This is a genomic window from Hyphomonas oceanitis SCH89, from assembly GCF_000685295.1.
In the GTDB taxonomy this organism is placed as follows: Bacteria; Pseudomonadota; Alphaproteobacteria; order Caulobacterales; family Hyphomonadaceae; genus Hyphomonas; species Hyphomonas oceanitis.
Map to the genome: position 1 here is coordinate 45,261 of NZ_ARYL01000026.1, position 12,551 is coordinate 57,811.

Consider the following 12,551-nt stretch of genomic DNA (forward strand, 5'->3'; position numbering starts at 1 on the left):
CATTGCTTAAACAAATGACCATCGGCGGCCTCACAGCGATGAGCCCGGTCAGCTTTGCTGAAGGCCCCAAGGACATGAATGCCCAGTTTGATGCCGACCTCAGCAGTCTGGCCGCATTCGGAATCCTGAGGTCTGGAGGTGCAGGCGACGAAGCCTGCGGAAACTGGATCGGTCAGCGACTGGAAAAAGCCGGTTTCAAAATTGGCGAGCAGGCATTCAGCGTTCCCTGGTTCAAGGCAGAACAGGCCGTCCTTTCTGTCGGGGAGGCCACCCTGCCTGTCTGGCCGCAGGCTGTTGTGACGCAGCCGGGACCGAACGGGCTTGTAGCTCCGCTTGGCATCTACAGCACGGATGACGATCGTTCGCGTCTCGCGGACGTCATTGCGGTTGTCGATCTGCCCTACGCGCGGCATTCCTCCCTGAAGCAGCCGAATATTCTGAATCGCATAAGGGCTGCCGAAGAAGCCGGTGCGAAAGCCATTCTTCTCGTCACCAATGGTCCGACGGGCGATCCCCTGATGCTCAATGCTCACGCAGAGACACCTGCGGCGCAGGTACCGATTTGCATATTGGGTCCCTCCGTGGCGGGCCCGGTATTCGAAGCCGCTGCGCGAGGCGACAGTGCCCGTCTTATGGTGAGGGGGCAGAGCGGGCACCGACTTGCCCGGAATATTTTCGGTTGGCGTGACGGCACGGGTCCAGTTCTAGTCGTTTCAACACCGCGCAGCGGATGGTTCACCTGTATCGGTGAAAGGGGGCCAGGAATTGTGAGCTTCCTGCAACTGGCCGACTCCTTGCCCCGGCTGGCCGGCGGGCGTCCGGTCCTGATGGTTGCCACAAGCGGTCACGAATATGAGAATCTTGGCGCAGCAGAGTTCCTCAGTGCAAAAGCGCCCGATCCTCAAGGTGTCGAACTCTGGCTGCATCTCGGCGCAGGTTTTGCGGCGCGTAACTGGCATGAGGCTGCAGGAACTCTTGCCCCGCTTGACAGTCCGGATCCGCAGCGATTCCTGCTCGCATCCGAAGGGCTTGTTCCCGTCCTCCAGCAGGCATTCTCCAAGCTTAGTGGCCTGCGTGCACCTTATGAGCTAGACAATACTGCCGCTGGCGAAGTCGGAACAATTGTCCGTCACGGCTACAATCGGGTCTTTGGCCTGCTAGGCGCGCATCGGTTTCACCACTCTCCCAATGACGACCTAAGAATGACAAATGGCCATTTCATTGCGCCGGTCGTCGCCGCCATTCAAAATTCGCTGAAGGAGTTACTGCCATGAAAAGGTTCGCTTCCCTCGCCGCGATACTGTTCGCATGTCTGTCGACCGCGCATGCCGACTCCGACGCGCCCACTGCGATGACCAAGACCGGCATGGTCATGGGCAAATCCGACGCAGGTATGTCCGCATTTCTTGGCATACCTTATGGCGCTTCGCCTGCCGGTGAGCGGCGATGGACTGCACCGCAGAAACCTCAAGGATGGGAGGGCGTGAGGCAGGCGCAGGCATTCGGGCCAGCCTGTCCGCAACCGGTCTCCCAAGCTGTCCTCTTGAACGAGGATAACGACCAGAGCGAAGATTGCCTGTCCCTGAACGTGTGGACGCCCGATACCGACGCGGAGGATCTGCCCGTCATGGTGTGGATCCATGGCGGTGCCTTCTATCTCGGCGCGGGCGGGGCGCCGATCTATGATGGTTCGGCACTTGCACGCGAAGATGTGGTTGTGGTCACGCTGAACTACCGGCTCGGCATGCTCGGTTTCTTCGGCCATCCAGGCCTGGCAGACGAACAGGCCAATGCTCCGCGCGCCAATTACGGCTTCCTGGACCAGGTCGCGGCACTCGAATGGGTCCGGGACAACATCGAAGGGTTTGGCGGCGATCCGGACAATGTCACCATATTCGGGGAATCGGCGGGCGGTGTGAGTGTGCTCCTGCATCTCTATTCTCCGCTGTCGGAAGGCCTGTTCGACAAGGCCATCATCCAGTCGAGCGGCGGCTGGCGGCCACTGAGCGGTGCAGCCGATCTCGACAGCGACGGGGCCGCGCTGGCCGAAGCGGTCGAAGCCAGCACCCTCACCGAACTGCGCGATGTGCCCTTGCCTGACCTTCTGTCCGCGCAAGCAGGCAGCGGGACCGAGTGGTGGCCCGTTGTCGAGAAAAACTCGGTGCCAATGCAGGTGCCCGCTGCGATACGCAAGCGCAAAATTGCTGATGTGCCGCTCATGATTGGGACGAATAACTGGGAGGCCAGCCTCTCTCGCGCCAGGAAGACAGATCCCGGGAGCATCATTTCAATAGTGCCGGAAGACATGCGCGACGAGGCTCGGGAAGCCTACAAGGCCGACCACCTGAGCGATCAGCAATTTGCCGACGCACTTTACACTGATGCCGGGTTCGCCGCGCCAGCTCGCTGGATTGCCAGGCTGACATCCAAGGGAAAACCGGCCTATCTCTACCGCTTCGAGCAGGTGCGCGAAAGCCTGCGCGGCAACGTTCCGGGTGCCGCCCATGGCGTGGATGTTGTTTATGTCTTCGGCTCTGCCGGAACGCTCGCTTCAGCTGCCGAATTCGGCGAAGCCGACACGAAGATGTCCGATATCATGATCGATTGCTGGACAGGCTTTGCAAAAGCAGGCGAGCCTGCATGCGGGACCGAATGGCCTGCCTACAAGCGAGGGACCGACAAGCTCATGATCTTTGACAATGGCATGGCAAGCTTCGAGAAGGACAAGCAGACCGAGCAACTGAACTTCCAGGAGAAGCTTGCCCTGCGGCTCGCCCGCTCCTCTCGCCGGTAATCACGTCAACCGGGCTGGAAAGCCGTAATGCCGGGCATCAGCGCCATTCCGGCCAGGACCAGCCCAAGGATCAGCAAGGTCTGCAATATCAGCACCAGAAAGGGGCCTGCGCCAGAGGCCATGACCCCCGAAACCGACATCCTGACACCGAGCGCTGAAACAGCAATCACCAGGAACCATTCCGACAAGCTGGTCATGCTCTCCGCGACCGCATGCGGAATGATACCAAGACTCCTTGCCGCCATGGCCGCAAAGAAGCCGATCACAAAAAGCGGCACCATGGTGAAACGCTTCTTCTCCGCGCCGGCATGATTTCTGAACATGAGCGCAACAATAAAGATCACGGGCGCCAAAAAGCTGACACGGACCAGTTTCACGATGGCTGAAATGGCGCCTGCCTCGTCCGAGATGATGTAACCGCCGGCAATGACCTGAGCGACACCATGGATGCTTGCTCCGAGGAAAAGACCGGTCTGGCCATCTGTCATGCGCAGAGCTGTGGCGAGCGACGGGTACAGGATCATGGCCAGAGTGGAGAGCGTGGTTACCCCCGCCACGACGATCACGACACGCCGCTCATTGTCCTTCGTGGCAGGCAGGACAGACGCAATGGCCATCGCTGCGGAGGTTCCGCAGATCGCCACGGCCCCTGCCATCAGGATGGCATAGGACCAGTCGAACCGGGCCAGCCGGGCGATCAGCGCGCCGCCCGCGAGCGTTCCGGCGACGGCCAGCGCGATGACGCCAAGTGCCGGCAGGCCAAGCGTGGCCGCGTCGGAAAAGGTCAACGCCGCGCCGAGCAGGGCCACCCCGGCCTTGAGGACTGTCCGGCTGGCAAAGGCCAGGCCGGGCGCGCAACGGGGCTCATGGGACAGGAAGTTGAAAGCCACACCAAGCACAAGGGCGAGCAGCATGACCGGTCCGCCATACTGGGCCGATACGAACCGGGCGGCAAGTGCGATGGTCACGGTCAGCAGAAGTCCGGGCGCGAGCGCCCGCACGCGGCGCACCCTCTCTGCCGCTGCGGGGCGTCCGACACGGAAGTGCTTCAGCATTGTATCGCCGCCCCCTTACAACGCGCCCGGAATGTCCTTTCGGCCTGCAAACCGTTTGAACCGGCCGTCCCGCGGACCGGGAGGCGCCCACAGGACAACCGGTCTGGACGGGCCGTCACCGGCCGCCGCATAAGGACGGCCACCGGATCCGGGCGGCCGCCCTGTCATGCCTCCGCCTCAGAACCGTACAGTCAGCGTGGCGCCATAGGTGCGCGGCGGATTGTAGTTCTCGTAGCCGAAGCCGAGGCTGGTCAGGTCGACCCCCTGGACCTTGTAGGCTTCATCGAAGAGATTCTTGCCCCAGAGGGCCAACTCCCAGCCATTATCCGCCGAGGCGATGGCAAGCCGGCCGTTCCACAGATTGTAGGCGTCGGCGGCGATGACCGGATTGTTCAGCGCATCCTTCTGCGTCTCGCCCGAATAGCGCCCGTCGACCTGGATGATGCCGCGCAAATTGTTGCCGACCGGGCGTTCATAACGGACCATCGTGTTGAGGGTCAGCCCCGGCGCGTTCGGGAACTCCTTGCCTTCATCCACCGGACCGGCCACGGCGAGGAAGGCGCCAAGTTCCGATTCCAGCAGGCCGAGCCCGCCCGTGATCGTCAGGCCATCAATGGCAGGCGGCAGAAAAGTGGCTTCCAGATCGGCCCCGTACAGGGTGGCTTCATCGACATTGCCGAGCCGCTGGAAAGGTACGGCACCCGACTCGTCGCGGACATAGGTCTGGATGTCGGAATAATCGTAATAGAACGCGCTCGCGGCAAATTGCAGCGCGCCATTCGCCGTGCGGTTCTTCATCCCGACTTCATAGGAAATCAGGCTTTCCGGATCGAAGGGTTGGAAAGAGCCGCTATTCGTCGTGAAGCCGAAGAAGAAGCCGCCGGATTTCACCCCCTGCGACACGCTCGCATAGTAAAGCGTATTGGCGGACGGCTTCCAGTCGAGGCCGAGTTTCCAGGACAGGTTATCGTCTTCGATTTGTAGATTGTCCGCCGACGCAAGCGTCACGCGGCCCGTCGGTCCGGGCGTGCAGGTCGCGCTGATCAGGCAGCTCGTGCCGAATGGATTGTCGTCAAAGACGCGCGCGGTGTATTCCTTCTTCTCCCAGCTGAAGCGCAGGCCGGTGATCAGCGAAAGCTGGTCTGTCAGGGCATATTCCCCGTGGCCGAACACAGCAGCCGCATCAGTGGTCTGATCGCCGAAGCCGCTGGTGCGCGTGCTGAACAAGTCATCCGAATAGCCCGTTGAACCGACCTTGATGCGATCATGCGATCCGAAAACACCAAGCAGCCAATCCAGGCGGTCATTCATCGTGCCCGACAGGCGGAACTCCTGCGAATATTGCTCGACATCCGTGGTCGGCACGAATTCCAGAGCGGTCGCAGGCGATGCGTCGAGATCGGTATAGGCCTCGCGGTAATGGTCGATATAACCGGTGACACTCGCCAGTTCGGCGCCGCCCAGATTGAACGTGCCTTCCAGGGTCGCCGCGATCTGGCCGGCATCATAGAACGGGGCTTCAGCCCAGTCGCCTGTGAACGGATCGCCGTCCGGATCGCTATAACCCTGGGCGTTGGTACAATCCGGGTCGGTTTCACCGCGTGCCAGCGCGGCACAGGCAAAACCTGGCGGATTGGTAAAATCCAGTGCACCGAAGAAGGCCCCCTGGCCGAGCTCTGAATCATTGTCGAAACCGTCAATCTTGAACGTGACATCGGTATTGCTGTCAGGACGCCAGCGAAGCTGGGCGCGTCCGAGGAAGATGCTCTGCTCACCAAGATCCCTGCCGGTCGTGCGGTTGTGGAAAAAGCCTTCCGTTTGCCGAATGATCTTCCCGCCCAGCCGCACTGCGAGCTGATCATTGACGGGGAGGTTCGAGACGCCCTGCACTTCCTGCGTTCCGTAATTGCCATAGGTCGCCGAAACGCTCGTCGAGGCACCGTCAAAATTCGGTTTCGCGCTTATGAAATTGATGGCGCCGGCCGTGGAGTTGCGCCCGTAAAGGGTGCCCTGCGGGCCTTTCAGCACTTCGACTCGTTGCAGATCAAAGAAGTCGAAGCTCAGAAGCCCGAGCGATGAAAGATAGACACCATCGATATAGACACCCGCGCTCGGATTGTTGGTATTGCTGAAATCGTTCAGGCCCACCCCGCGAATGGTAATCACCGGCAGGGTGCCGGCGGCCTGGTTCCGGATATCGACATTGGGCACGTGCGCCGGCAGGTCACTCATCGTGTTGACCCGCGAATCCTTCAGGGTCTGCTCGCCGATTGCGCTGACCGTCGCCCCGACATCAAGAATGTCCTGTTCCCGCTTCTGCGCGGTCACGACAACGACGTCGAGGGCTCGTGATGCCTCTGTATCCAGCTCCCCTTCCTGTGAAAGGGCGAGGCCCGGAAAAGACGTGGCAAATGCGATGCAGGCGGATGTCGCCATTAGCCTTGTTTTCATTGTTTCCTCCCTTGCCCCTTGGTGGGGACTATCCCGTCCCGATGTGCCCGGAGACGTCTGGACAAGTGTTTATAGATTTTATGTCGATTATTGACAATATGCTTCAGGCCGGATTTTTCCTTTTGTCTGCGAGACCGGAAATTGCCGCCAGATAGTGGACGGCTCTGCGGAGTCCCGCCCGTGTCAGAGAATCGCGTCGTAGACGGCTTTTTTCATCAGGTCCCGCAGCGGCAGCGTCCCTGACGGGAACAGCTGTGTCATCAAGGTCGCTTCGAGCCCGATCTCCGGTACCGCAATGAAAGTGGTGCTTGCCGCGCCGCCCCAGGTGTATTCACCCCTGACCCCCGGCACACGGGACGCCGCCGGATCAGTGAGAACGGCGCCGCCGAGCGCCATTCCCATTCCCTTGCCGGATCCGCCGGTCGCAAAGCCCATGAAACGGCCGAAGACGGGACCGAGAACAGCCTCGTCCACATGCGGCGACATCATCGCGCGCGCGCGATCCTCGCTGAGAACGCGCACGCCGTTCACCGTCCCGAGGCCGGCAAGCATGGCGGCGAAGCGTCCATAATCATCCAGCGTCGTGACCAGGCCCGCCGATCCGGACTCGACATAAGGCGCCTTGAGGAAAGGCGAGCTCTCAGCCGGTTCCTGATGGACAAGCTTGTCCTCCTTCAGGGCGTAGACCGCCGCAAGGCGACCTGCTTTCTCCGCAGGGACATGGAAACCCGTATCCGGCATGCCCAGTGGATCGAACATCTTTTCCTGGAGGAAAGCCCCGAAGCGCTGACCTTTAATGCGCTCAACGACAAGCCCCGCAATATCCGGCGAGATGGAGTACAGCCATTGCGACCCCGGCTGAAATTGCAGGGGAATCTCCGCCAGCTGCCTTGCCACTTCCGTAAGGCCGCCCGCGAAATCCGGGTCGTAGGGATAGGACGCCGAGACCAGCCCAGCTTTTTGGTAGAGCGGCGCGAGCGGTCCGGGCGTCCAGCTATTGCTCAGCCCCGATGTATGAGCGAGCAGATGGATGATCCGCATCTCACCAGCCGGCACTGTCTTCACAGGTTCGCCATCCGGCGAAGCAAGCACGCGGAGATCTGAAAACTCCGGCACGTATTCCCTTACCGGGTCATCGAGGGACAGTTTGCCTTCATCGGCCAGCATCATGATGGCTGCGGCGGTCACGGGCTTGGTCATGGAATAGGCGCGATAGATCGTGTCCGGCCGGATAGCCTTGCCGGACGCGATGTCCGCCTTGCCGGCATGGTGCGTGTAAAGAACCTCGCCCTGCTGCGATATGCGCAAGGCCCCGCCTGCGATCTGACCGGTCTCGACCAGCTGATCGAGGAATTGCCCCGTCCCCTGGAAGCGGACACCACGCAGGGGAACAGGCCCCCGTCCGGGTGATGCGCAGCTCGCAGCCCATCCCGCAAAAGGCGACGATGCCGCAAGAGCCAGCATTCGCCGGCGGCTGGTCAATTCCATGATGATGTTCCTTCCACTTTCGGCCTCTCTTAACTCTTATTGTCTATTATTGACAAAAAATGTCGCGCAATGGAAGAGTTCTGTCCGGGCATCGCATGTGACCCCGAAACGGTCGCCCGCCCCCTGCCCCCTTACGGGCAGGAAACAAGAACAGACATGGAGGAAACGATGACCCTGATCAGGATGAGCTGGCGGAAAGCGTCCGGCCTGTGTGCCGCGATATCGTTGATGGCAGGCCCTGCCCTCGCGCAGGACACAGCCAATTGCCCGCCCGCCCAAGGGGCCCTGCCGGACGGATATGACTGGAGTGATGTCGAGGACGCCCTCGACAATTCGTCCTTTCTGCGCGGCGCCCTCATCATCTATCACAAGGGAGATGTGGCCTACTGGGGCGGTTTTGGCGGATGGAGCGGCGACGATACCTGTGCGGAAATGCTGAGCCACAATTTCAACGTCGCTTCCCTGTCCAAGACCATGACGGCGGCAATCGCCCTTTCGGAAACCGGCGACACAACGACCGGCTTCTCTCTGGACGACCTTGTGAAGGAACACATTACAGACGCAACGACACTCAATTCATCGGAATATGATGACGGCATCAGCCCGCCCGAACAGGGAGAACCCGCCTATGACCACATGACGATCGGCCATCTGATGAGCATGACGACCGGACACGATCCGATCCAGGCGTTCCCGCTCAACCCGCTCTCCTGCATCAACAATACGGCACCTCTGCTCGGTTCCGATTTCGAGACCTGCGGCGAAGCGATGATTGCACGCGCCATCGAGGCGGATGCCGACCCGAACAATGATCCGGACTATGTCTTCAAGCCGGGCGATGCCTTCTCCTACGGGCCGATGGCCTGGCAGATACTCGGGCTTGCCAGCCTCAACGCCCATAATCTCAGCTACACTGAGGACGTCACGTTCACCGAACTGGTCGAACACTATCTGACCGGCCCGGATGCCTGCAATCTTCCCAATACGGTGATCATGCCGGAGGACAATGAATGGCCGGCGGGCGGCTTTGAAACGGATCTGTTCGATGGCGGCGTCTTCGCCCAGGCCCTGCTTAGCGGCCAGTGCAACGGGAAGACCCTGCTAACACCCTCCTCGCTGAACGATATGAGGATCACCCAGGCACCGCTGACAAGCAGTCCGGAGGATATCGAAGTGGTCAGCACCCCGGCCAAGAAGCTGGATCTCGACTATGCACGAGGCCTGTGGGTCTATGAGCCGGAGGATACCGGTCTCTCGAAGCTGTATCTCGGCGTTGGCGCCTTTGGGGCGATCGCGTTCTTCTCGCCAGACCGCGACTGGGCCGCCTACATCCATCTCAACGACCAGTTGCTCACCGGCTATGTGGATGCGACCGAGCTGATCATCCTCGATGGCGGGCTCGGCGAACTGATCGATGCGCAGGCTGATGCCAATCCCTAGGCGCCTGCCTTGACATGGCCTGATGGGGGACGGCGCACCCGTGCGGCGTCTTCCCCCGCATCAGGACGCAGAGCTGTGGCAGGAACATTTTCTTCAGAGGACAGCCCGATACTGTATTGCAGGATAAATCAGTATGGAAAATCGGGCACTCCGGTCATAATCACAGGTTCCGCCGGACCCGTCCTGAAGGCAATAACGCAAACGACATGATGAAAAAATCGCCCGAGACCCATGCCTCTGCCGAAAGCCCGCCCGGCCAGGACGGATCGAGCGCGGCTGCCGTGGCTGAGGGTCTGCGGGCGCTGATCATCGATGGCGAGCTTCCAGCGGGTGCACGCATTACCGAACGCGCCGTCGCCGAACGCTTCGATTGCACCGCTTCCACGACCAGAGAAGCTTTTCACCTGCTCGAAAAGCAGGGCGCGATCATGGTTTCGGCCCGGCGCGGTGCCCGCGTCATCGATGCAGACTATGCCCCGCCGAGAGAACTCTTTGTGGTCTGGGACCGGCTGAGATGGCTGCTCGGAGAAGAGTTGCGGCGCCACGATGCCTCGGCGGAGCCGGCAAGCCAGCCGGAGAAAGCCGCCCGGACACGCTCGCAACGTCTGAAACTTGTCGAAAGACAGCTCGCATTGCTGAGCAGAGTGTCCGGCAATCCGCGGCTCGCCGATGTCATGGGCCAGGTTGCCCTGCATGTCTGTATCGTCGCGCCTGAACGGCTTGCCGAACTGGAGGAAAGCCTGAGCCAATGAGCGCTTTCGACCCCGATATCCGCGCTTTCGCCGCGCGTGCCGAAGCCATCGCAGGCGTTGGCCAGTTTCCGCCCCCGACCCTGCCCGGCCACATTGCCGCGTGGATCGCCGACCGGATCCAGTTCGGCGACTTCAAGCCGGGCGAAGCCATCCGGGAGCTGGCGATTGCCGACCATTTCGACGTCAGCCGCGGCCCCGTGCGCGAGGCCCTGCGTCTACTCGACCGCGACAGGCTGATCACGCTTCGCGGCCGCAAGGGAGCGATCGTGCGCGAGCTGACGCTGGAGGAAACCCGATGCCTGTTCCTGATCCGCGCTGAACTCTTTGCCGCCCAGGCCGGTCTTGCCGCATCGGCCCCGGCGCCCAGTCCGGCAGCCCTCGAGGCGATGACCGATGGCATGGATCTGTTGATGAAACTGGCCAATGCCCCGCAGGAAACGAATGTGGGAGAATATATCATGGTCCGGCGGGGGATTGCCACGCTGATCGTCGGCATCTCAGGAGCCTGGTATCTGGCAAAATTCTCCCGCGCCTTTGAAAACGAAGTCGCCATGCTCTGGGCGAGTATCCTGCGCCCGGAACGGCGCCGCGAATCGGCCTCACGATGGGCCGGCCTCTGCAAGGCGATCGCGAATGGGCGCCGCGGCGAGGCCGAACGCCTGGCCCGCGATCTTGTTCTGGAGAGCCTTGCGGAGATTCATCGGCTTACGGCCGAAGCCGAACACGCCGCTTCCGCCCCCTGATCACGCCCGGCCGGTGCAGGGAATCCTTTGACAGAAGCCCTTATTGTCGATTATTGACAATAGTTGTCGGCGCCGCGCCTGGCTGACCGCACCCATCTTGGCTTTTACGATACGGACCCAACAGGAATGCAGCAGAGCACGCAAAAACCCGGCAACGCCCCGGTGCAGGGGAAGGTCGAGTCAGAAGGTTACCGCCATATGGAGGTCAGGAAGGTGACCCCCGTCATTGGCGCCGAAATTCACGGCGTCGATCTCTCCCGCAATCTGCCCGATCGGGTCGTGGAGGAGCTCCACCGCGCCTTCACGGAAAACCTCGTCATCTTCTTTCGGGACCAGACCCTCACGCCAGAGCAGCAGATTGCCTTTGGCCGTCTTTTCGGAGAGCTGCACACCCACCCCGCCGCCCCGGGTCTGGGCGATTACCCGGAAATCATGATCATCGCAGCGGACGAAAATTCGGTCCGTGCCAATGGCGAAGCCTGGCACACCGATGTCTCATGCGAGGAGGAGCCGCCGCTTGGCAGCATCCTCTATATCAAGGAGTCGCCCCCGGCTGGCGGCGACACGCTCTTTGCCAGCATGTATGCGGCCTATGAGGCGCTGTCTCCCCGGATGAAAACCTATCTGGACGGTCTGACCGCCACCCATGACGGCGAACATGTCTATCGCGGCCTCTATGCGCATCAGAATGTCGAGGACAAGCCGAGCTATCCCAAAGCCCACCACCCGGTCATCCGCACCCACCCCGTCAGCGGCCAGAAATCCCTTTACGTCAATTATGCCTTCACCACGGCGATTGACGGGATCCCGCATGAAGAGAGCGACGCGCTTCTGCGCTTCCTCGTCCGCCATGCCACCCATCCGGCCTTCCAGTGCAGGTTGCGATGGCAACCCGGCTCGATCGCATTCTGGGATAATCGGTGTACGCAGCATCATGCGATCTGGGATTACTGGCCCCATCGCCGCTATGGGAACCGCGTCACCATAAAAGGAGACCGGCCTTATTGACTTCAAATTTGCTTTTCTCTTTAGATTCATTCACCTGTGTGGTATTCAGCGTTCATTAGGCTGTATCTATCGAATATCAGGCTGACTAGACGGCTGGTACGCTCGACAAGCAGCAGGCGGTCCGGCAGACTTGGCTCGTCGACCAGAGCGCGGCAAATGCCGAGAACGGCTCGCGACGCCACGAACATGGTCAAGTCGTCATGACTACCTTCTCTTTCCTCTCTTACGAGACTGACGATCCGTTTGATCATTGATTGGGCGCGGTGCGAGTGTTCATACGCATACCCCGCTCCAATATGCCACGACATCACAATACGCCTGAGCTCGCGATCTGCCATGTGCCTGTCGACGAGCACTTCAATGAGTGATCGGATTGGTTGATCACAGTGTTCGACGGCTTCTAGTACTGCGGCCTCATCCGCAGATAGAATGTCTTTTGCAAGCGCCAGAAGGATCGCCTCCTTGTTGGGAAAATAACCATACAATGATCCAATCCCGATACCGGCCGTTTCTGCAATGCGGTTGGTATTGAGGCCAACCATACCGTCCTGTCTCAAAATCCGAGCAGACGCCTCCAAGATCGCTGCCACAGTCGCGCGCGAACGCTGCTGCTGCGGCTTTCTCCTTTGGTTATATTGATTTTTTCTCTCAAAACTCATGTTCAAAGGGTCACACGATCAATTCGAGTTTAGAATACGAGCAATCCTCGTATAATGTCAAAACCAGCTCAGAGGAGACGTGTATGAGATATGCAAGTTTGCCCCTTCTCGGCCTGACTGTGGTCGCTTCCTGGTCTGCCTCCCGAAAAGTGGTCCGTTAT

Annotated in this window: 10 protein-coding genes; 6 read left to right on the forward strand and 4 right to left on the reverse strand. The window is 60.5% G+C overall.

Annotation, left to right across the window (positions count from 1 at the left end):
• Positions 1–14: 14 nt before the first annotated feature.
• The gene (locus HOC_RS15175; protein ID WP_051624949.1) at positions 15–1,274 is read left to right on the forward strand and encodes a PA domain-containing protein; all 1,260 of its coding nucleotides are present in this window, start codon (positions 15–17) and stop codon (positions 1,272–1,274) included.
• The gene (locus tag HOC_RS15180) at positions 1,271–2,794 is read left to right on the forward strand and encodes a carboxylesterase/lipase family protein (protein WP_051624950.1); all 1,524 of its coding nucleotides are present in this window, start codon (positions 1,271–1,273) and stop codon (positions 2,792–2,794) included. The genes HOC_RS15175 and HOC_RS15180 overlap by 4 nt, the downstream gene beginning before the upstream one ends.
• Positions 2,795–2,799: 5 nt before the next feature.
• Here the strand turns inward: HOC_RS15180 and HOC_RS15185 are convergent, their stop codons facing one another.
• From HOC_RS15185 to HOC_RS15195, 3 genes are all read right to left on the reverse strand, one after another.
• Positions 2,800–3,849, reverse strand: coding sequence for a YeiH family protein (locus tag HOC_RS15185; RefSeq protein ID WP_035540107.1), 1,050 nt, complete (start codon positions 3,847–3,849; stop codon positions 2,800–2,802).
• 177 nt (positions 3,850–4,026) lie between these two features.
• Positions 4,027–6,300 (reverse strand): TonB-dependent receptor, encoded by a 2,274-nt coding sequence (locus tag HOC_RS15190; protein ID WP_035540108.1) that lies wholly within the window; start codon positions 6,298–6,300, stop codon positions 4,027–4,029.
• Positions 6,301–6,483: 183 nt separating this feature from the next.
• Positions 6,484–7,788, reverse strand: coding sequence for a serine hydrolase domain-containing protein (locus HOC_RS15195; RefSeq protein WP_051624952.1), 1,305 nt, complete (start codon positions 7,786–7,788; stop codon positions 6,484–6,486).
• A gap of 168 nt (positions 7,789–7,956) precedes the next feature.
• Between HOC_RS15195 and HOC_RS15200 the strand changes: the two genes are divergently transcribed.
• The 4 genes from HOC_RS15200 to HOC_RS15215 all read left to right on the forward strand — a co-directional run bounded on the left by HOC_RS15200 (position 7,957) and on the right by HOC_RS15215 (position 11,731).
• A complete protein-coding gene (locus HOC_RS15200) occupies positions 7,957–9,228 on the forward strand; it encodes a serine hydrolase (RefSeq protein ID WP_162174871.1) in 1,272 nt (423 codons plus the stop codon).
• Between the two features lie 206 nt (positions 9,229–9,434).
• Positions 9,435–9,980 (forward strand): GntR family transcriptional regulator, encoded by a 546-nt coding sequence (locus tag HOC_RS15205; RefSeq protein ID WP_035540110.1) that lies wholly within the window; start codon positions 9,435–9,437, stop codon positions 9,978–9,980.
• Positions 9,977–10,723 carry a GntR family transcriptional regulator gene (locus HOC_RS21415; protein ID WP_051624953.1) on the forward strand — a complete coding sequence of 249 codons (747 nt, stop codon included), beginning with the start codon at positions 9,977–9,979 and terminating at the stop codon, positions 10,721–10,723. Before HOC_RS15205 ends, HOC_RS21415 begins: the two co-directional genes overlap by 4 nt.
• A gap of 198 nt (positions 10,724–10,921) precedes the next feature.
• Entirely contained in the window at positions 10,922–11,731 is an 810-nt protein-coding gene (locus HOC_RS15215) for a TauD/TfdA dioxygenase family protein (protein ID WP_035540137.1), read from the forward strand.
• 26 nt (positions 11,732–11,757) lie between these two features.
• On the opposite strand, the gene HOC_RS21420 is transcribed toward HOC_RS15215, so the two are convergent.
• The gene (locus HOC_RS21420; RefSeq protein WP_051624954.1) at positions 11,758–12,390 is read right to left on the reverse strand and encodes a TetR/AcrR family transcriptional regulator; all 633 of its coding nucleotides are present in this window, start codon (positions 12,388–12,390) and stop codon (positions 11,758–11,760) included.
• Positions 12,391–12,551: the final 161 nt, after the last annotated feature.

Bases quoted from the DNA above. Each gene is read 5' to 3' on its own strand.
- HOC_RS15175 (WP_051624949.1), top strand. From the start codon at position 15: ATGACCATCGGCGGCCTCACAGCGATGAGCCCGGTCAGCTTTGCTGAA.
- HOC_RS15180 (WP_051624950.1), top strand. From the start codon at position 1,271: ATGAAAAGGTTCGCTTCCCTCGCCGCGATACTGTTCGCATGTCTGTCG.
- HOC_RS15185 (WP_035540107.1), bottom strand. From the start codon at position 3,849: ATGCTGAAGCACTTCCGTGTCGGACGCCCCGCAGCGGCAGAGAGGGTG.
- HOC_RS15190 (WP_035540108.1), bottom strand. From the start codon at position 6,300: ATGAAAACAAGGCTAATGGCGACATCCGCCTGCATCGCATTTGCCACG.
- HOC_RS15195 (WP_051624952.1), bottom strand. From the start codon at position 7,788: ATGGAATTGACCAGCCGCCGGCGAATGCTGGCTCTTGCGGCATCGTCG.
- HOC_RS15200 (WP_162174871.1), top strand. From the start codon at position 7,957: ATGACCCTGATCAGGATGAGCTGGCGGAAAGCGTCCGGCCTGTGTGCC.
- HOC_RS15205 (WP_035540110.1), top strand. From the start codon at position 9,435: ATGATGAAAAAATCGCCCGAGACCCATGCCTCTGCCGAAAGCCCGCCC.
- HOC_RS21415 (WP_051624953.1), top strand. From the start codon at position 9,977: ATGAGCGCTTTCGACCCCGATATCCGCGCTTTCGCCGCGCGTGCCGAA.
- HOC_RS15215 (WP_035540137.1), top strand. From the start codon at position 10,922: ATGGAGGTCAGGAAGGTGACCCCCGTCATTGGCGCCGAAATTCACGGC.
- HOC_RS21420 (WP_051624954.1), bottom strand. From the start codon at position 12,390: ATGAGTTTTGAGAGAAAAAATCAATATAACCAAAGGAGAAAGCCGCAG.